This is a genomic window from Helicobacter sp. 10-6591, assembly GCF_003288805.1.
Taxonomy (GTDB): Bacteria; Campylobacterota; Campylobacteria; order Campylobacterales; family Helicobacteraceae; genus Helicobacter_F.
On record NZ_NHYK01000005.1, the window covers coordinates 22,569 to 41,443 of the forward strand.

At 38.8% G+C, this 18,875-nt stretch carries 16 protein-coding genes and 1 pseudogene; 15 read left to right on the top strand and 2 right to left on the bottom strand.

Annotation, left to right across the window (positions count from 1 at the left end):
• Positions 1 to 36: 36 nt before the first annotated feature.
• The gene (locus tag CCY97_RS02500) at positions 37 to 894 is read left to right on the top strand and encodes an alpha-1,2-fucosyltransferase (protein ID WP_112063921.1); all 858 of its coding nucleotides are present in this window, start codon (positions 37 to 39) and stop codon (positions 892 to 894) included.
• A gap of 13 nt (positions 895 to 907) precedes the next feature.
• Here CCY97_RS02500 and msrB read toward each other — a convergent pair whose 3' ends face one another.
• On the bottom strand, positions 908 to 1,858 hold the full coding sequence (gene msrB / locus CCY97_RS02505; RefSeq protein WP_258456879.1) for a peptide-methionine (R)-S-oxide reductase MsrB: 951 nt from the start codon (positions 1,856 to 1,858) through the stop codon (positions 908 to 910).
• A 135-nt stretch (positions 1,859 to 1,993) separates the two neighbouring features.
• Here msrB and pyrE point away from each other — a divergent pair, with 135 nt between their 5' ends.
• The 6 genes from pyrE (at position 1,994) to CCY97_RS02535 (ending at position 7,047) form a co-directional block, all read left to right on the top strand.
• Positions 1,994 to 2,602: an orotate phosphoribosyltransferase gene (gene pyrE, locus CCY97_RS02510; protein WP_112063922.1), complete on the top strand. Its 609-nt coding sequence runs from the start codon at positions 1,994 to 1,996 to the stop codon at positions 2,600 to 2,602.
• On the top strand, positions 2,603 to 3,040 hold the full coding sequence (locus CCY97_RS02515) for an RDD family protein (protein WP_112063923.1): 438 nt from the start codon (positions 2,603 to 2,605) through the stop codon (positions 3,038 to 3,040). It begins immediately after the preceding gene.
• 98 nt (positions 3,041 to 3,138) lie between these two features.
• Entirely contained in the window at positions 3,139 to 3,864 is a 726-nt protein-coding gene (locus tag CCY97_RS02520; RefSeq protein ID WP_112063924.1) for a hypothetical protein, read from the top strand.
• A 25-nt stretch (positions 3,865 to 3,889) separates the two neighbouring features.
• Positions 3,890 to 4,834, top strand: coding sequence for a magnesium/cobalt transporter CorA (gene corA / locus CCY97_RS02525; protein WP_112063925.1), 945 nt, complete (start codon positions 3,890 to 3,892; stop codon positions 4,832 to 4,834).
• A gap of 64 nt (positions 4,835 to 4,898) precedes the next feature.
• A complete protein-coding gene (locus tag CCY97_RS02530; protein WP_112063926.1) occupies positions 4,899 to 6,257 on the top strand; it encodes a sodium-dependent transporter in 1,359 nt (452 codons plus the stop codon).
• Positions 6,247 to 7,047: a TIGR02757 family protein gene (locus tag CCY97_RS02535; RefSeq protein ID WP_112063927.1), complete on the top strand. Its 801-nt coding sequence runs from the start codon at positions 6,247 to 6,249 to the stop codon at positions 7,045 to 7,047. Before CCY97_RS02530 ends, CCY97_RS02535 begins: the two co-directional genes overlap by 11 nt.
• Here CCY97_RS02535 and CCY97_RS02540 read toward each other — a convergent pair.
• On the bottom strand, positions 7,024 to 8,166 hold the full coding sequence (locus CCY97_RS02540) for a glycosyltransferase family 4 protein (protein ID WP_146744491.1): 1,143 nt from the start codon (positions 8,164 to 8,166) through the stop codon (positions 7,024 to 7,026). The two genes, CCY97_RS02535 and CCY97_RS02540, sit on opposite strands and share 24 nt — an antisense overlap.
• A gap of 182 nt (positions 8,167 to 8,348) precedes the next feature.
• On the opposite strand from CCY97_RS02540, the gene nusA reads away from it, so the two are divergent.
• The 8 genes and pseudogenes from nusA (at position 8,349) to CCY97_RS02580 (ending at position 18,865) form a co-directional block, all read left to right on the top strand.
• Entirely contained in the window at positions 8,349 to 9,533 is a 1,185-nt protein-coding gene (nusA, locus tag CCY97_RS02545) for a transcription termination factor NusA (protein WP_112063929.1), read from the top strand.
• Positions 9,534 to 9,552: 19 nt separating this feature from the next.
• Entirely contained in the window at positions 9,553 to 10,671 is a 1,119-nt protein-coding gene (locus CCY97_RS02550) for an alanine--glyoxylate aminotransferase family protein (protein ID WP_112063930.1), read from the top strand.
• Positions 10,672 to 10,715: 44 nt separating this feature from the next.
• Complete coding sequence (gene miaA / locus CCY97_RS02555) at positions 10,716 to 11,723, top strand: tRNA (adenosine(37)-N6)-dimethylallyltransferase MiaA (protein ID WP_112063931.1); 1,008 nt, start codon at positions 10,716 to 10,718, stop codon at positions 11,721 to 11,723.
• A 21-nt stretch (positions 11,724 to 11,744) separates the two neighbouring features.
• Complete coding sequence (locus tag CCY97_RS02560; protein ID WP_258456881.1) at positions 11,745 to 13,169, top strand: site-specific DNA-methyltransferase; 1,425 nt, start codon at positions 11,745 to 11,747, stop codon at positions 13,167 to 13,169.
• A gap of 319 nt (positions 13,170 to 13,488) precedes the next feature.
• A pseudogene (locus CCY97_RS08565) lies at positions 13,489 to 13,983 on the top strand (DNA methyltransferase); the annotation flags it as partial.
• Positions 13,980 to 16,070 (top strand): DEAD/DEAH box helicase family protein, encoded by a 2,091-nt coding sequence (locus CCY97_RS02570; RefSeq protein WP_112063933.1) that lies wholly within the window; start codon positions 13,980 to 13,982, stop codon positions 16,068 to 16,070. The pseudogene CCY97_RS08565 and the gene CCY97_RS02570, both read left to right, overlap by 4 nt.
• 91 nt (positions 16,071 to 16,161) lie before the next feature.
• Positions 16,162 to 16,848, top strand: coding sequence for a hypothetical protein (locus CCY97_RS02575; protein ID WP_112063934.1), 687 nt, complete (start codon positions 16,162 to 16,164; stop codon positions 16,846 to 16,848).
• Positions 16,841 to 18,865 (top strand): ribonuclease R family protein, encoded by a 2,025-nt coding sequence (locus tag CCY97_RS02580; protein ID WP_112063935.1) that lies wholly within the window; start codon positions 16,841 to 16,843, stop codon positions 18,863 to 18,865. The genes CCY97_RS02575 and CCY97_RS02580 overlap by 8 nt, the downstream gene beginning before the upstream one ends.
• Positions 18,866 to 18,875 lie beyond the last annotated feature (10 nt).

Consider the following 18,875-nt stretch of genomic DNA (forward strand, 5'->3'; position numbering starts at 1 on the left):
AAAAAAAAAAAAAACTGAATTTAAGGATTTAAAAGTATGAAAATTGTCAAACTCATTGGTGGACTTGGGAATCAATTATTCCAATATGCTTTTGCAAGAGCATTAGGCGAAAAATCACAAGATAAGGTTTTACTCGATGCAAGTTGGTACTCAAACTCCTATAATTCCATACACCCACGCCCTCTTTTACTCTCGCTCTATAACATCACTCTACCAATAGCTACAAATAAGCGTATGCTCTATTACCAGAAAATATACAGGCGGACTCCAAAGATCGTGCGTAAATTTCTTTATCAATCACTTGTTGAAACAGAAGACAGATACACAGAGTTTGATGAAACTTTTTTCCGAAAAACCAAAATTTATGCGACCTACCGGGGTTATTTCCAGAATCTGGATTATTTTAAAAATCTCTTGAAAACCTTGCAACAAGAACTTACTTTAACAATACCCCTTGATTCTCCCAATACACGACTTTTAAAACAAATCAAATCAACAAATGCCGTAAGTTTGCATATAAGGGCGGGGGATTATTGTATTAATGGAATCAAATTGCTACCAATGGAATACTACAAGCAAGCTATAAACTATATTAAGACAAAACTTGCAGATCCTGTGTTTTATCTGTTCTCGGATGATTATGGATACTTAGAGAAAAATATCCAAAATCTTGGGATACAAAGATTCCAAATCGTAAAAAATGCGCAAGACAAAGGATATTGTGATTTGGAACTTATGAGAGCTTGTAAGGCAAATATCATAGCTAATTCTACATTTTCATTATGGGGGGGGGTATTAAATGAAAATGCAGACAAAATCATCATCGCACCAAAAACTTGGATTCATAACCAAAGAGATTATATGGGATTGCCAGAATCTTGGATAAAGATATAGACCACACTTTATGTCAAAGTGGTCTTTCAAAAAGCTTGAGCAAAAACCCATAGCCTTCTTTTTTCATAGCTTCTAATGGTATAAAGCGTAGCGAAGCACTGTTGATACAATATCTTAGTCCTCCTCTTGGTCCATCATCAAATACATGTCCTAAATGTGAGTTTGAAGCGCGGCTTAATACTTCTATACGCGACATATTCAAACTAAAATCCTCTTTTGTCCTTACTACTTCTGGGCTTATTGGTCTCACAAAGCTTGGCCATCCACTGCCAGAATCATATTTGTCATAAGAGCTAAAAAGCGGCTCACCGCTTACTCTATCTACATAGATTCCATGCTCGTGGTTGTCCCAATATTCATTATCAAATGCCATCTCTGTCGCACTTTCTTGGGTAACGTCATATTGCAATGGGGTAAGTGTAGCTCTAAGATATTGAGAATCTGGTTTTGGATAATCGCTCTGTATGATCTCACCCACATTTTGCAGGTCAATATGACAATAGCCATAGGGATTTTTCTCGAGATAATTTTGGTGGTATTCCTCAGCGCGTACATAATTTTGCAATACAAAAAGCTCGATTTTAATTTTTTGTTGGTATCTGCTTTGGAGATTATCGAGTGCCTCTTTAGCAGTAGTATATACATCAGAATCTGGCGGGTAATAGATCCCACTTCTGTATTGTCGCCCTACATCATTTCCTTGCTTGTTGATACTTATAGGATCGATGACTTTAAAAAACTTCTCTAGCAGTCTTGCAAGAGGCATTTTTAAATGATCATAGAGGACTTTTACTACTTCGGCATGATCGGTTATATGAAGCATGTGGTAGTTTGTATCGCTGGTTTTGCCATTCGCATAGCCTACTTCTGTCTCAAGGACACCATAAATGCCTTTCATATACGCTTCTATCCCCCAAAAGCAACCACCTGCAAGGTAAATCATCCGCTTTGAATCTTCTAGCAAGCAAAACTCCTTTGATGTTTTGTTTTCGTGGATAATACTTCAAAAATATGGAGTGAAACAATAAACTTTAATCTACTGTTTGCTAGAGTCGCCAGAAGTTTCGACTCCAAGTAAGCCTTAAACAAAGGGAGAGATATGGACGTAAGAGGATACTACATAAAAGCACAGGCTCTTTTAGAAGGACATTTTTTGCTCAGCAGCGGCAATCATTCTGCCTATTACCTACAATCAGCCAAAGTACTTGAGAATCCAAAAGTAGCAGAAATTCTTGTCCAAGCTTTAGCCAAAGAGATTACGGCTTATGGGCTAGAAATCAGCTGTGTCTGTTCGCCAGCACTTGGAGGGATTCTCGCAGGCTATGAGCTGGCACGAACGCTTGGCGTGCGATTTATCTTCACAGAGCGCGTAAATGGTGAGATGACTTTGCGTAGAGGCTTTAGCGTTAGCAAAGATGAAGCGGTGCTTATTTGCGAGGATATTATCACAACAGGTGGTTCTGCACTAGAATCTGCCCAATGCGTAGAAAAAAAGGGGGCGAAGATAGTAGGATTTGCCGGACTAGCCAATCGTGGAATCTGCAAGCGCGTAGGCTCTAAAATACAATCCTTATCACTTGCCAAACTCCCAAAAGATAAACCACTTTTTGCGTTAGATGATTTTGTGTTTGAGATGTATGAGCCAAGCCAATGTCCTTTGTGTAAGACTGGTAGCATAGCCATAAAACCAGGTAGCAGAGGAAACTAAGTGAATAAAAAGCCTCATAAAAACAAAAAAAAACCATTCCATTTAATAGACAGGCTTATAGCCTTTGTTACAGATATGTTTATGATAAATATGCCAATCCTTTATATTACAACCTACTTTGTGCTTGGCTCTAAAGAAGCATTTTTAGAAAATCATATTGCTATTTTTGTGTGTGTCATTTTGTTTGGAATTATCACAGCACTCTTTTTTGCAGCAAGTGGACAAACACCCGGCTACAGATATGCAAGGATAAAGCTTGTACAAGAAGGTGCAGACATACAAAAACCATCATTTCTTGTGGCTTTTTTGCGTTATTTGTTATGGATTTTTAGCATGGCTTGTGTCGTGGGAGTATTACTCGCATTATTCCGAAAAGATTCTAAGACGCTTTATGACTTGGTGTGTCATACGAAAGTGGTTTCGCTAGAAAAGTTGTGATTTTTTTTAAGTTCCTATAAATTTTAACTTTTGGCTTTTAAAACTGATTTGAGCTTTTGTTATAATTTTGCAAATTTATAAATTCGCAGGGGTTGGATATGGCGTCGTTTAAGAGCTTTTTGTTTGCGCTGTTTTGCTTAATATTATTTGGTGGTGGGATCGTGTTTTATGTGCTTTTTTTGGAGAACAAAAATTTCTTAGTCCATTTTGCCAAAACACCTACTGAGCTTAATATTCCTTTGAGTGCAAGCAAAAATGTGCAGCCAGATGAATACAGTGCTTCGCCACGTTTTAGTGCTAGCTTAGAACTTTCACAAAAATTATCCTTAAGTCCCGAAGAAAAATCCATGATTAGCACGGCTTTTCGAAAAATAGCAGAGAAAATCGAAGAAAGCGGGTTATGTCATGGTGGCACCCATACATTAGAGCCTGTCTTTTCTTACAAAAATGGCGCAAAATCTGTGAATGGACAGAACTTCAACGCAAGCTTTTCTTGTAGGTTTTCAAGAGACAAGCTAGGACAATACAATGACTTACTGCAAGAAGTTGAGCTTATAAATACAAATCTTGGATTTTTTATGATCATCTTGCCTGAGGCTCATCCCACTTTAAGTGCAAGCCAAAAGCAGCATATCACTTATGAATTGCGCAATGACATCCTCAAGCAAGCAAAGGATTTGGAGCAGGATTATACGCAGAGTATAGGCAAGCCATGTGAAATTACAAAAATAGATTTTTTCTCACATACTCCTAAGCATCATACTCCCCAAAAGCCTGACAAAGAACTGCAAACTCTATATGCACAGACCAGTCTTAGATGTTGAAAGGCCGAAGCATTAAAGGCTGCGCATGAATGTGTTTTTCAAACAAGGTGGGTTTGTAAGTCGAGAGAGCTTTAACGGTGAGTTTGATTCTCATAAAACTATTCTTTGGATTGATCTTTTTGCGCCAAGTAGTATAGAAATAGATCACATCGCCAATACTTATAATCTTGATATTCCTACTAAAGAAGAACGTGAGGAGATTGAGCAATCTGCGCGTTACTGGGAGGATAGCAATAGTATCACTATCAATACTTATTTTCTTATCCGCGCAGGAAATGAGCTTGTCAATGAGACAGTAACATTTATCTTGCATAAAAATATTCTCTTTACTTTGCGTTATAGCGAGTTTAAGGTATTTGAGGAAATTGAAGCCATTGTGTTGGCAAGCCCTAAGAATTTTGAAAGTGGTTTTGATCTTATTGCCAAGATGTTTGAAGCAAGAGTAGAAAAAGATGCTGATTTACTAGAATCTGCGGCCAAAGAAACTCGAATCCTGCGGAAAAATGTTTTTAACGAAAAAATCACCGACTATGAGCACACACTTGAGAGACTTTCAAATCTGCAAGAACTCAATATGAGTGTGAGAGATTCTTTGTTTGACAAAAGACGGGCTATTACTGCGATATTAAAAAGCGATAAGGCAGATTCCCAAACCAAAAAAAACCTCACTATCGTACTCAAAGATTTAAATTCTCTTGTGGAATTTACTGCAGTCAACATGAATGCACTTGATAATGTGCAAAATATTTTGACCAATCAAATCAATATTGAGCAGAACAAAACAATCAAGCTCTTCACAGTCGTAACAGTAGCTATGATGCCCCCTACGCTAATTGGTACGATTTATGGGATGAATTTTGATGTCATGCCTGAAACGCATTGGGATTTTGGCTATCCTATAGTACTTGTGGTGATGGCACTATCGACACTTTTTCCCATTGTGTATTTCAAGAAAAAAGGTTGGTTGTAATAAGCTAGGCTTATTACGAATCTTTTTTGGGACTCCACAAAGGGGGATTACACGAAGGGCGAAAATGAATTTTTCTAAAACTGGATTTATCCTAGCAACACTTGGTAGTTCTATTGGATTAGGTCATATCTGGAAATTCCCTTATACAGCAGGCATAAATGGTGGTGGGGCTTTCGTCCTGCTATATGTAGTTTTAGCCTGCTCTATTGGTGTGGCAATGCTCATAGCAGAAATGCTCATTGGACTTACTTCTCGCAAAAACGCGCTAGAGTGCTATCCTACTTTAGCATCACAGCATGCACAAGCTAGTCCAAAGTACCAGCTCTTTGGGGTTGGTGTGTTTGTGGGTCCTATTGTCTTGTCATTTTATGCCATAGTACTTGGCTGGATTGTGTGTTATTTGGGCTTGGCATTTATAGGCTATCCGCAAGATGTTTATGTTGCAAAGATACTTTTTATAAATTTGAGCACCCTCTCTTTTTGGATCCAAAGCCTTAGTTTTAGCCTCATATTGTTCTTGAGCGCATTTATCGTAGCCAAAGGCATCAAAAGAGGAATTGAAACTTGCAATATGGTTTTTATGCCATTGCTTTTTGCGATTTTTTGCATCTTGCTTGTGTATTCTTACAGTATGCAAGAAGGCTTTAGCAAAAGCATCGCATTTTTATTCCGCTTTGAGATTGATAAGATTACCCCGCTTGTCTTTATGCAGGCTTTAGGACAAGTGTTTTTCTCGCTCTCTCTTGGGGTTGGGACTATCTTGACCTATGCGCGTTACTCACAAAATTCACAGAATCTCTTGAAAAGTTCGCTTTGGGTAGTGCTGAGTGGAATCATCATTTCACTTATTGCTGGGGTTATGATTTTTGCGTTCTTGTATGAATTTGGACAAAACCCCACACAAGGTGCATCTCTTATGCTCCAAGCCCTTCCATTAGCTTTTGGCAAAATGAATGAGCAGATTGCTTATAGTGGTCAAATTGTGGGATTCTTCTTTTTCTTAGCAGTAATTTTTGCTGGCATTACCTCAGCAGTTTCACTTCTAGAACCCATCGTAGTGGTTTTGCAAGAAAAATACCATTTCACACAGGCAAAGGCTGTATGGATTGCGACATTGTGTATTTGGCTCATAGGCGAAATTGTCATTATAAGCTCTTTGGAATCTCTAGCACCAAGCTTTAGTCTTTTTGAACGCAGTCTGTTTGATAATCTCACATTTTTGAGCTCGGATTTATTGATGCCTATTGGCGGGCTTTTAGTTGTAGTATTTGTGGGTTACAAACTTAACAGAGGATTTTTGGAATCTGCCACAAGCTCTTTTTTTAGTAGATTCCAATTCCGCATTTGGCTTTTCCTTGTGCGATTTGTGATACCTGTAGTGATTATGGGGATTATCATCTTTGGCGTCTTAAGTGTTTTCTAACCACAAACTCCGAGAATTTTTAGATTCCCAATACACACTTTTTAATACCCAAGATGCACTCAACCCAGACAAGCCCGATCCTTTACTTATCGTGCATAGATTTAAAAATCACGAATGTTTAGCAGAGATTGCGCTTTTTTGCGCACTTCTTTCATATGGGAATGCGAAGCAGATTGTCAAATTCCTCTCCAAGTTTGATTTTAAAAGTCTCCAGCGTAATCAGCCCATATCTCTTGATACTAGGCTTTTTTATCGATTCCAAAGCGCACAGGATATAGCTTATTTGCTTGAAATTTTGAGAATCTGCGCTCATAAAGGTGGTGTAAAAAAGGTCTTTGTACATGGATACAGCAATATCAACTTTACACCCTTTAGGATTTTAAATGGAATCTATCACAGCATGTACTATCTCTGGCAGATAGCACACAAAATAGGAGTACACAAAAGCACAGGATTGAAATTTGCACTTGGGGAGATCCCTTCAAGATTCAAGCCCAAAGGACAGAGCGCACTGAAACGTTGGAATCTCTTTGCAAGATGGCTTGTGAGGAAAGATAATATCGATTTGGGATTATGGAGCGAGATAGATTCAAGTGATTTGCTTATCCCGCTTGATACCCATAGCTTCCAAATAAGCAAGGCTCTTGGACTTTTAGAGCGCAATATTGCAGATTTACAATCTGTATTGGAGCTAAGCGAAAGTCTTAAGGCCTTTGACTCACAAGATCCTATCAAATACGACTTTGCGCTTTATCGCATCGGACAGTTAGGTCTGCTTGAGGGGAGATAAAGGATTTTTAGGGCTTGGTATTTTATTACACGCAAAAAGTCCCAGCCATCGGCTTAATATGGCTTCTTTGCTAAATTTTTGGCCTATGATTTGCTTTGCATATGCGCCAAAATCTGCTCTTTTTTGCTCATCGCTCATGAGAATCTTAAGCTTAGAAGCAAAGTCTTGGAGATTACCATCGGCTATCAAAAACCCGCTTTTGGCATGCTCGATAATATCACTTGGCCCAGTGCTGATATCAAATGCAACAATTGGCAGTCCATATGAGCTTGATTCTAAAAGTACCATAGGAAAGCCCTCGATATAGCTGCTCATAACAAACACACTCGCACTCAAATATTCTTGCTCTATATTTTTTGTGAAAGATCTTAAGAAGACGCAATCTTGTAAGCCAAGCTCAATGATTTTTGATTGGATTTCTGCTTGCATTTGGCCATTGCCTACGATTCTTAGTTGCCATTGTTGGAATTCCTGAGCAAATGCTTTGTCATTCTTTAAAAGATTCCATATCTCAAGCAATCGCAAGAAGCCTTTATCATGGCATAACCTACCAACAGCTAAGACTACTTTTTGGCTTGTGTCTGTGGATTTGCTAGGGAGAGATGGGATAAAGTTGGGGATACAAGCTACATTTTTAAAAAACTTGCTTGCTTGCTGCTTTTGGGAATCTGTGAGAGTGATAACCCAATCAAAAGAGCGATTGCGAGCATTAAAATGCTTCATGCTTAGGTGTAACACCTTGATATATAGAGTATGTTTGGAGCGAAAAAACGGAGCAAATGTCCAGTCATTAGTAATCATCACATCATAATCCCTATACATTTTGCATACTTTGTAGGAGATGGCAAGTCTTTGGAAATTTTTGAAATAGATTTTTTTCAAAAAATTACCCATAAAGCGCTCTTTGAACTTATACTCTGGAAGAGTATAAAGAAAATGGAGCTCTACCTCATCTCTTAATGTATAAGGGAGCTTATCTCTTGGCAACGCTCCATTATAAAAACTTATCACTGCTACTTCGTATCCATAGCCAACCAGAGCATTTGCAAGATTTACTACTACCCGTTCCACGCCTCCTGTAGTAGTTATATCACTGATAGTTAGGATGATTTTTGGCATGATGTGCTCCACAATGTATTTGTCAAGTATAACAAATCTCCTTGAAAGCTCCTCTTTGGGAGCATTTAGAACTTTAAGCTTAAATGCACTACAATCACTCCCTCTCAAAAAGGCTACATAAAGATTTCCTACATTGACTGAGTAATCCCCACAAGCCACTCATATCTTAAGGAGTAAAAAATATGGAGAAAATTCTTGATATTGTTGATTTGATAGCTTACGAAAAGGGCATAGAGCCAGATGTTGTCTATAACATAGTGCGTGAAAACATTATTCGTGTAGCAAAAGAGGAGATAAACCAAGATTATGATTTTTTTGTAGAAAAAGATACAAAAATGCGTTCTCTTCGACTCTTTTATAAAGTTTTAGTTTGTGCTGATGACGACGAAAGACTACAAGAGGGGAGTCCCAACTTTGTCCCATTCTCGCAAGTACAAGAAAATGGCGATGTGCAAGTTGGCGATAGTTTGGAATATGAGATCGCACTAGATTCTATGAAACGAGGAGCAATCAATAAGCTTTTTTTGAATCTGGAAGTAGGATTGCAGCGACAGATTGAAGACCAGCTCTTAGAAAGCCTCAATGCAAAACTACACCATATTGTAGCGGGTGTTGTCGTGGGCGTGGATAAAGAAGAAAATACCTTTGTAGAGATTAGCGGTATCCGTGCGATTTTAGCCAAAAAGCATCGTATCAAAGGAGAGAGTTTTAAGGTAGGGCAGACAATCCGCGCACTTTTAAAGTTTGTAGGTTTCAAGCGAGGTGAAATCCATTTAGAGCTATCTCGCACTGCAGTAAAGTTTTTAGAAGAGCTTTTGGCACTTGAAGTTCCCGAATTAAAAGATGAGGAAATCATCATTTATAAAAGCGCCAGAATCCCCGGTGATAGAGCAAAAATCGCAGTCTATACCACCAATGCCAGAATCGACCCCATTGGCTGCTGTGTGGGTGTTAAAGGCGTGCGTATCAATGCCGTAAGTAGCGAGCTACATGGTGAAAATATCGATTGCATCGAATACACTCAAAATAGAGAAATGTTTATCGCACGCGCACTTGCCCCCGCACAAGTGCTAAGTGTCAAAATCCAAAAAGCCCAAAAAGATATAGACATGCAAAGCATTGAAAAAATTTCAGAATCTAAAGAAAACAAAGTATCAAAAGATAAGGCAATCGTGCAAATTAAGAGTGATCAAAAAAGCAAGGCTATTGGCAAAAGCGGGATTAATGTTCGCTTGGCAGGTATGCTTTGTGATTGCGAGATTGAACTACAAGAAGTAGGTGAGAGTGCGCCACAAGATATGCCAGCACAAAGCGAGCAAGCGCAAAAAGTAGGGATTGACGCGTTGCAGTCGCTATTTAAAAACTAAGCTACAAAAAGGAAAAAACATGCTACTTTTCACCCCCGGACCAACACCCATTCCAGAATCTATCCGCGTAGCGATGAGCGTGCCTACCCTGCACCATCGCACGCCAGAGTTTGAGGCGATTTTTGCGCGCGTCAGAGAAGAGCTAAAAGCACTCCTTAAAATGCCAGAAGTCCTTATGCTAGCAAGTAGTGGAAGTGGTGCAATGGAGGCTTGTGTGAGGACATTCACGCGTAAAAAAATGCTAAGTGTGAATTGTGGCAAATTTGGCGAGCGCTTTGGCAAAATCGCGCAAAGCTACAACATTCCTTATGTCGAGATAAAGCATCAGTGGGATACACCTGCAAGTGAGCAAGAGATTTTGCAAGCTTTTCAAAATGATAGCGAGCTAGATTGTCTTTGTGTGCAAATGTGTGAATCTGCGGGCGGTTTGCGCCATCCAGTAGAAGAAATCGCAAAAGCGCTAAAAAGCTATAATCCTGAAATTATGGTCGTGGTGGATTCTATCACGGCTATGGGCGTTGAGCCCATTGACACGACGCATATTGACGCGCTTATTGGCGGCTCGCAAAAGGCATTTATGCTTCCGCCGGGCTTAAGCATTATTGGGCTTTCAGATTCTGCACTCAAAGTGCTTGAATCACATAGCACAGGCTTTTATTTCAATCTTAAAACTGAGCTAAAAAATCAAATTAAAAACACCACCGCTTGGACTGCGCCAACGACTATCATTCAAGGGCTTGATAAGTATTTTTCGCTTGTGAAAGAATATGGCGGGATTGGAACAATCTACAAACTTACGCTTGCGCGCGCCCTTGCTACAAATGAGGCATTAAGAGCGCTAGGGCTTAAAATCTATCCAAAAAGCCCAGCGCTAGCAATGAGTGCGATTTATGATGAAAAGCACGCCAAAGATTTGCGTAAGATTCTGAAAAACGACTTTGGTATAAACGCTGCTGGCGGGCAGGATCACTTGAAAGATTCTCTTGTGCGTTTTAACCATATGGGGCTTATACCACTCCATGAAAGTGCTTGGGTGCTCAATGGCGTAGAGCTAGCCTTACAAAAGCTAGGAATCCGCAAGTTTGATGGGCTTGGCAATAATGTGTTTATTAAAAAATATTACGAATTGCTAGGATAGTTTTTGCAAAACACGCAATACAAAAGATTGTCACATGCAAAAAAATGGGCGCAAAAGATTCTCATTTCCCAAAAATAATCGCACTTCTTGGCGCGAGTGGTAGCGGAAAAAGTGCCTTAGCGCTTGAATTAGCAAAGGCGCATGATGGTGCGATTTTCTCACTTGATTCCCTAAGCGTTTATAAATATATCAATATCGCTTCTGCAAAGCCTACAAGAGCGGAATTACAGGAAGTTAAGCATTATGCAATTGATATGCTAGAGCCAGATTTACCCTGCAATGCTATGACTTTTTGGAATCTACTCACAAGCGCATTTGATGAGACGCGTGTGCTGGGCAAAAAGGTGCTTTTTATCGTTGGTGGTAGTAGCTTTTATCTAAAAAGTATGCTTGAAGGCTTAAGTCCGCAACCCCAAATAAATGCGCATTCACGCATGCAAGTGCAAGAAAAAATACGCGCGCTAAATGCGCCTTATGAGTTTTTGGCGCGTATTGATAGTGAATTTGCGCTTACAATCAAGCCAAATGATACCTATCGCTTGCAAAAGGCTCTAGAAATTTATTTTGCGACAAACCTACCCCCAAGCGTGTATTTTAGGGCAAATCCAAAGCAAAAACACCCGCTTTTAGTAAATCTTTCACTTTTTGTGCTTACACTTCCACGTGATGAGATTATTAAGCGCATAAAGGCGCGCACGCAAAAAATGCTAGATTCTGGCTTGCTTGAAGAAGTTGCATTTTTAGCGCAAAATTATCCGCTAGATTCCCAATCTTTGCGTGCTATTGGGATTAAAGAATGTTTAGAGTTTTTAGGCTACCAAAACGTGCAAAATGCGAAAAATTTGCAAAATATGCCAAATCCCAAAAATGTGCAATTCTTACAAGATTTTCAAAAAAGCCCTAAGAATCTCCAAGATTTATGCGCGCTTATTGCTACGCACACTTCCCAGCTAGCCAAACGACAAAGCACTTTTAACCGCACGCAGTTTAGGGATGCATATTTTGGCGATGCCACGCAAATTGCCAAAGAAATTACGCAGATTTTTAAATAACTACATTAAAAAGGAGTAAAAATGCAAGACAAAGTTTTTCTAAGAGAGCTTAAGGAAGAGCAAATAAAAAAGCTAAAGCAAAGACAAGAGGATAAAATCCTAGAAAAAGAAAATGCTGATTTTTTGATAAAACTCATACAAAATGCAGAATCCAAAGAAGATGTGTTAAAGCTATCCGCCCTAGGAATGAGTCTAAAACGTACGGGTTTTCACTTTGATGTGCGATTAGAAAAGAGTGATGGGACGATAAAGTATTTTGTGAAAAATGAAAAACTAAGCTTTGAACCTTTAAGTGAAGCAGAATCCACAAAAGAAAGCGATTCTAAGATTTTAGATGAGAAATGTGGGCTACAAGAAAAAGCACAAGTGGATAAGGCGGAAGCAGTTGAGATGAGAAAACAAGGCGAAGCCGAAGTTTCTTTAGTAAATGCAACGCTAGAGCAAAAGATAACGCATACACTCATTATCGGCGACAACTACCCTGCTCTTTTAAACCTACTTATAAACTATAAAAGAAAGGTAAAGGTTATCTACATAGACCCGCCTTATGGTAAAGATGATTTAGGGGAGTTTGCTAAGACCAACTATGACAACGCCATAACACGCGATAATCTTCTCTCAATGCTCTATCCGCGTTTGCAACTAGCCAAGCAACTTTTATGCGATGATGGCGTGATATTTTGTAGTATAGATGATAGGAATCAAGCCTATGTCAAAGGACTTTTTGATGAAGTCTTTGGGGAAGGGAATTTTGTAGGGGATTTTATCCGCAAGACAAAAAGCACGACAAACGATGCAAAAACAGGCTTAAACTATCAACACGAATTTTTACTTTGCTATGCAAAGGATAGGGCAAATATAAATTTGTTGGGGGGAGAAAAAGATTTGAGCGGATATAAAAACCCCGATAATGACCCTAATGGCAGATGGGTCAGCGATAACCCATCTGCCAAAAGTGGCGATATGAAAACGGGCTATTTTGCCGTGAAAAATCCCTACACAGGCAAGGAGGATTATCCACCAAAAGGAATGTTTTGGCGATTTTCTCAAAATACAATACAAAAGCACATTGATGAAGGGCGAATTTGCTTTAAAAAAGAGCATAAAGACAATGAAAGGGGCTTTATTTATAAACGCTATTTGAAAGATTTGCAAACAGAGCAAAGGACTTTTGATAGCCTAAAATTTGTAGATAATGCTTATATGAATCAAGTGGCTACAAAGGAAGCAAAAGATATAGGATTTGTAGAAAACTTTGCCTATCCTAAACCTATACATTTTATAAAAGAGATTCTAAGACACGCTACAACAAACCCTAGTGATTATGTGGATTTACAAGTAGATTCTATGGATTGCCACGAGTTTGCTAATGCAAAATCTCACAATGACAAAGGAGCTTATACCAACGCCACAACTACGGGGGGGGGGGGCAAACTCGCCGCATAGCCTAGAATCTAAAAAGGTGGATTCTACCGACATAGATTTTAAAGCAGAAATTACAAGCAATAATGATTCTAAGATTTTGCAAGGAAAAGAACAAGTAGATAAGGCGGAAGCAGAATCTACAAGCCAAGACGATTCTAAGATTTTGCAAGAAAAAGCACAAGTAGATAAGGCAGAAGCAGAATCTACAAGCAAATGGCATTCTAGTATTTTGGATGAGAAATGTGGGTTGCAAGAAAAAGTGCAAGGGAGTTACCTAAAGGGTAATGACCGCCGCACTTTTTCGTCGCTCCCGCATTTATCGCCAAAAGACGAATGCCAAGAAATTATCTTAGACTTTTTTGCTGGCTCCGGCACCACCGCCCACGCCGTAATGGAACTCAACCGCGAAGATGGCGGAAACCGCAAGGCTATCTTAGTAACCAATAATGAAAAAACAGAGCTAAACCCCAATGGCATAGCTTATGATGTAACCACAAAGCGACTAAAACGCATAATGAGTGGAGAGTGTTATGATGGAGATAAGGGCTTTAAATGGCTTGAGAAAAACACGCCCTATGGCGATGGGCTAGAAGTGCTAGATATAGAAGAATCTCCAAGTGATATGGATACTAGTATTTTTGACAAAATTGATGAAAGGCTTTATGGGCTAGACTTTACAGATTCTAAGCAAGAAAAGATTAAGTGGGTGTGTGAGAACTTTGAAAGCACTTGCAAGAGTTTAGAATCCAAACAAGATTCTTCGGCTTTTTCAAAGGCTCACAAAGAGAGTATTTTACACACTGACAATGGGGATTCTACAAAGGAGGACAAATGACACAAGCTGCCTTAGAACTACAACAAAACGCGGTGCAAAGCTTGCTCTATCTAGCAAAGCAAAATCAAAAGGATATAACGCTAAAAGCCCCCACAGGCAGTGGTAAAACAAGAATGATGGCAGCTTTTATGAATGCAATGCTAGGTTTTAACTCTAAAGTTGTGTTTCTTGTATCTACACTTTCAAAAGGCAAACTAGCAACACAAAATTATGAAAGCTTTGTGGAATTAGCCAATGCGTGTATTTATCCAAAGCTAAAGCCTTTTTATATAAGTAGTGGTGCGGAAAATAGCAAAAATACAGAATATAGCCTAGATATTGATACAAATGCGAATGTGTATGTTTTACCCACTAATCAATTTACAAAAAGCAGCAGAATCTACAAAGAAAGGGCATTGCTAAAGTTTCTACAAAATACTAAAGAGAGTGGTAAAAAAATTATTTTAATCCGCGATGAAGCACATATTGCTACAAATAAGCTAGAAAATGAATTGCAAGAGTATTTCACGCAAATCTTGCATTTTTCTGCTACGCCAAAAAATGATAAGTTTGATGTAGAGATAAAAGAGAGTGAGGCAGTGGAAGCAGGGCTTATAAAATCTGTAGAGTGGTGTGGGGATAGTGAAAGAGACTTGCAAGAAGACTTAACAGAGGCACTAGAGAAGTTTAAAGAATTGAGAGAAGTGTATGCAAAGCAAGGGATAAATCCTTGCTTTATTGTGCAAATATCTAATGAGGGCAAGGCAGAAAATGAGCTAGAAATCATCAAAAAAGTCGTAGAAGAAATGGGCTTAAGATGGGTGTGCTTTGTGGAGAAAGAAAAAGGCTATGAGACAAACACAAGACTAGATAAGGTAAAAAACAAAGCCCTATGGCAAAAATATGTCAAGGAAAATAGCTCATTTATTGATGTGGTGATTTTCAAAATGGTGATAACAGAGGGCTTTGATATACCTAGGGCTTGTATGCTCTATCAAGTGAGAGATTCTAAGTCAAGTAGCCTAGATATGCAAGTGATTGGGAGAGTTAGGAGAAATCCTATGCTAAAAGAGTTTGAAAGGCTAGATTTTGCCACGCAAGAAGTCTTTAGCAAGGCATATATCTATGGGATAATGCCTAAAGAAAATGGCAGGAAAAAAGTGTGGCTAAAAGGGGAGAAGCAAATCTATGATGACAAAAGCTTATATCAAGAGCAAACAAATGAGATTATAAAAGAGTTTCGTCCCTTTTATGCGACTATGTATAAAGAAGTGCCAAAAGAGCATATTGATATAGAATCTTGCATTAGCCCCTTGCAAGAATATGAGTTTAAAAAGTCCATTTTTCAAGCTTATAGAGAGATACAAAAATGCGATGATAAAGTGAGAGAAAAATACGCAGAATATGTGAGGGAGTTTAGGGATTTTTATAGCTTTAGTGCAAATTTGGATTCTATTAAAAATAAAGTAAAAAGTGTGGTGGAAAACTATGATGAATATTTAGAATCTCAGTGTGTGGAGATACGCGAAGAAGTGTATAGTTTTTATGAAGAGAGTGAGTTTAACACAGAGAGTGAGAGCTGGATATGGCGCAATGATAATAGTGGTGATGATGAGTTTGGGCTTGATTCTCAAGCGGAAAAAGAGTGGTGTAAAGTCCTTAGAAATCTTGCTAAAACTTGTGCTAAAAGCATAGAAATAAATGGGGAGAAAATCTATCTTTTTGGAAAAAACTTCATAGAGAAATCAAATATAAAATATGAATATTATGATGAGAGGAAACGCGTGAGCTATCCGGACTTTATCTTTAAAGACAAAAACAACCAAATCCATATTTTTGAGGTAAAAAGCGTAAATGCAAGCAAATCTCAAAGTATAGAAAAGCAAGCCTATAAACAAAAGATACAAAGGCTAAAGCAAGCGTATTTATATGCTAGCAAAATCACGGGGCATATTTTTTATTTGCCTGTAAAAGTAGGAGAAGATTGGCAGATATGGTGTGCGGAAAATGGCGAAATTTTGCATGAGCATATGAATAAGGCGATGTTTGAGAAGAAATTTAAAGATGAGTTTGAAAAAGATAAAAAACCCATTGATAAGCCAAACTAAAAAAGAACAAAAGTTTTTGTAACATAAAGGATACTTACCTGCTATAACTACGAATTTTTGAAAATTTCATCCCACATTTTAAGGCGCACATTTGCATTATTTTTTGACACGCGATACTTTTTTAATCTCAGATTCTCACTTCGGACATGAAGCTGTGCTTTCAAAAGAGCCCTCACGTTTAAGAAGCGCGTTTGAATGCGGGTTTAAAGATTTTGATTCTTATAGTGTATATTTGTGGAATAGCGCACTTAGTGAAAAATCAAGAATCTGGCATTTAGGAGATTTATACTTTGGCAAAGGCTATAAGATTCTCAAAAAACTCAATGGCACAAAGACGCTCATTGTGGGAAATAACGACATTGGCAAGTTTGAGTATGTCAAGGGGCTAAAATCTTGGCATGTATGCTCTAAACTCTCCTTGCAGATTCCAGAGCGTAAGCTTATCAAAGAGCGCTTAAAAGCGCGATTTGGCAAAGAGTGCTTAAAAAATATTTACCTCAATGCGGTGGTGTGTGATTTTGAAGATGAGCGCATTATGTTTTCGCATTTTCCTGTGTTTAACCGCAAGGCGCGTGATAGATTTGGCGCGGCGCGTGATGTGCTTGATGAGACTTTTAAACTTGCACGATGCTCGCTAAATATCCACGGGCATTTGCATTCGCGCGATAGTGGCAATAGCTTCTGTATCAATGTAAGCTGCGAAAGACTGCGCTTTATGCCGCGCAAACTGAGTGAAATTCTGAGTTTGCATAAAAAACGGGTTGATTTTTATGACTGAATTTCTCACAAATCTTGTACTAGGGCAGGCTCTCAAACCAAGTGGTCAGAAAGAAAAAGAGATTTTTCACAAACTCCTAAGCATAAGCGCGCTTGTCTGTATAAAAAAGCAATATTTTGGATTGCAAGAATCCTTCTTGCTTGGTAGAATTGACACAAGTCTGGATAAAAAGAAAGCGTTTTTGCTGCCATTTGGGGCATACAGCAAGGATTTGATTCTAAAAAACTATCCACAAAACCTCATGCGAGGAGACATCATCCTTGCAAAACTTGCAGCCCAGAAGCATGGCAAACGCAATGGCGTTATGCAGCTAAAATCCGTAGCAAAATTTATGCTAACACTCTTGCAAAAAGAAGTGAGTGCTGTATGCGTGCTTGCAGATAAAGACTCCAAACTGCAAGCTTTAAGTCTGCAAGATAACACCTTCTATAACCCCAAAGCCTCGCAAAAATCCCTCAAAGCCTTGCCCAAGAAAAGTGTGATAAAACTCAACGCTAGAACGCTTGAAGTTACCAAAGTCTTGGGAGTTTTTAGCGATGAAAGCATAGATAAGCAAATCTGCCTTGAAGCACATGGTATAAAGCAAGAATTTCCAAAAGATTCTCTTAGCTTTGCACAGAGCTATGGGGATAAGCTTGATCACACTCTGTATCCGGATAGAAAAGACTATACAGCCTTGCCTTTTTGTGTGATAGACCCCAAGGGTGCAAAAGACCATGATGATGCAATCTTTTATGACCAAAAAGAGCGCAAACTTTTTGTGGCAATCGCTGATGTGAGCGAGTATGTCCCTAAAGACACACCTTTGGATAAGGAAGCAAGAAACCGTTGCTTTAGCGTGTATTTTCCAGATTCTGTCGTGCCAATGCTCCCGCCTCTACTTTCTAATACTCTGTGTTCGTTGCAAGAAAATGAGATACGTCTTGCTCTTGTCTTTGAGATAAAGCTCCAAAGAGGTGAGATCAAGAGCTTTTCACTGCATGAAGGCGTGATAAAGTCGCATGCATTTTTAGACTATGAGCAGGTAGATAATCTCCTAGCAAGGCAAGAGCACAAAAACATTAGAAACAAAAACATCCAAAAATGCCTCCAATGGCTCAAGAAATATGAAAAAATCGTCAAAAGGATGCGTATAAAGCGTCTTAAAAGTGGATATGACTTCCGCAATCCAGAAGTCAAGGTCGTATTAGACAAAGATTCTTGTGTGCAAGAGATTGCACTCCAGCAAGCCAGCATATCCCACCACATCATTGAGGAGTCTATGCTCTTAGCAAATATCTGCGCTGCTACTATGCTAGAGGAAATAAGCCCTCTAGGAATATACAGAATCCACCAAGCCCCAAGGGAGTCTAAGATACAAGAGCTTTTTAGCTACATACATAGCACATACCTAGGCACAAAAAAGCTCACCCAAAACAGAGACAAATTGCACGCAGCAATCTCAGAATTACAGAATTTTGCTAGCAAAAATGGCATACGAGAAATCGTAGATTCTATGATAGTGCGCTTTTTTAATAAAGCTCTTTATAGCACGCTTGCACAAGAACACTTTGGATTAGGATTTAGACTTTATACGCACTTTACTTCACCTATTCGTAGATATGGGGATTTGTGCGTACATAGAATCTTAAAGGCACACTTACAATCCTGCAGCACTAAAAAACTCCTCTATTTGACACAAAATCTCTATGCTATTACCAATGATCTCAATACCAAAGAGCGCGAGATTATCTATTTACAAAGAGAATTTTTGGATATGAAATATGCGCGCTTCATAGACAAAAAGCTTACAAACAATGAACACATAGAGCTTAGAGCAATAACCATTGATGAAAGCACGCCACAATGTATAGCGTTAGAGATTATCCCGCAAGCAAGGATATTGCTTACTAATGGGGATTCTCTACAATTTAAAGATATGCTGCAGTTTGAAAATGTCCGTGTGCGACTGAAAAAAGTGGATTTGCTCACGCGATGCTTGTATGGCGAGATCATCAATCAAGACACAAAATCATGAGGAGTAGGAT